The 1,528-nt window shown below is 50.7% G+C and carries 1 protein-coding gene; it reads right to left on the reverse strand.

Annotated elements, in window-relative coordinates; genetic code table 11:
- Positions 1 to 42 precede the first annotated feature (42 nt).
- Positions 43 to 1,323: a DEAD/DEAH box helicase gene (locus ABRP93_RS11590; RefSeq protein ID WP_349888019.1), complete on the reverse strand. Its 1,281-nt coding sequence runs from the start codon at positions 1,321 to 1,323 to the stop codon at positions 43 to 45.
- Positions 1,324 to 1,528: the final 205 nt, after the last annotated feature.

Genomic DNA, 1,528 nt, shown 5'->3' on the forward strand with positions numbered 1-1,528 from the left:
GGCCGTAGCCTTTCCCGCCCGCTTCGACAAATACCTATAAACCTAGCCCCACACACAAACAACTTGACACGCTCTTTTTCTGCGTTCCAGGACAGCCATAGTGTCTTTGACTTTTGCAGCGTATTCTTTCACATCTTCCAAGGGATAATCATCGAGCATGAAAGGCTTGACGGTTTTCTTCAACGAAGATGTAGGGAAGCTATACGACACATCCTTAAACTTTTCGTTGATGGTGACGTATTCATTGGTCAGCGGAGGCTGGTTCTCATCGCTTGGGACAATAGCCTCATCGTCACCTACGCTGCGTGCGGAAACGCCACGTTGACGCCCCATACCACCGCTTAAACTCGTGCTAGACGCCGGTTCTGAACTCGTGGTGCCAGTCGTATCTTCCGCTACCTCATCATGATCTGTTTCTGAGGTTACGGAGCTGACGGTGAGAGTGCCAGATCCAGGCAATGTGGTGTTTCCGCGAGAGGAATCATGACCGTTGTTATCATCACCGGCGATGAGCTTAGAGGTATCAACTCCACCTTCGATAGCTCCATCAAGACCGAACTCTCGTAAGACGTCTTCTTTGTTTAATAAGTCTACAAAAGACTGGTGGCTAAGAATCTCGAGTTCATCGATGGCAGCTTCGTCGGTAATCGAACCAAAAGGTAGCCGGAGACCGCGTCCCATGACCTGCTGAGTGAGGACTTCAGAGCCCATCGCACGCAAGGTGCACATCACCGCAATACGTTTTGTATCCCATCCTTCGCGGAGCTTGTTAACACTGACAATGCATCGGACCGGTGAATAGTCAGCGTCAAGGTAGCGCAGCTTCGCTTCGGTTGCAGCATCTGTATGTTGGCTATCGACTTGTAGGACGGCTTCTGCGGAGTCAAAGAAGTCTGGTTCTCGCAATCGATCCGTAATAGTGGTCGCATGCTCTACGTTTTGGCAAACCACAAAAAGCAAGGGTTTAGTCTGCTTACCGTCTGGATGAGCGAGTCTCCATTCTGAGTAGGCTTCTTCTTTGCGCCTGAGGAGTGAGAGAGCATCTTGGAGTTGTCGCTGCTCTCCTTGGACATCACTAGCGTAGCCGCCATTTCGGTAAACAAGAACCGGTTGTTTCACATAGCCATCGGCGAGAGCCTTGTAAAGCGGATATTCGAAAACGATGTCATCGCTCTTGGAGGCTGAAGCGGTTAGGCCAAAGGTTGCTGCGGGTAGTAACGCCTTAAAAGCTGACTGATATATTTTGGCGGAGGTACCGAACAGATGCACTTCATCGATAATGACCACAAGATCATCAATCTCTGCAAGATGCTCGCCTAGCACGCCGGAGGACTCTTGGAATTTCCAAGTCTTTCGGCGTGCATCTTCGACCCCGGTTGCTACGTTCTTACCCCCCCCTCTTTAGGCGGATAGAGCTGCTGGACATTGAAGATATACACATCAGATGGGGTCGGGGCCCGAACCCCGGAAAGTGGACACGGGGATTTAATCAAGATGCGATAGTAAGTGTAGCTGATCCGGCGGCTTC

The sequence above is a fragment of the Corynebacterium sp. KPL2850 genome, assembly GCF_040225855.1.
Taxonomy (GTDB): domain Bacteria; phylum Actinomycetota; class Actinomycetes; order Mycobacteriales; family Mycobacteriaceae; genus Corynebacterium.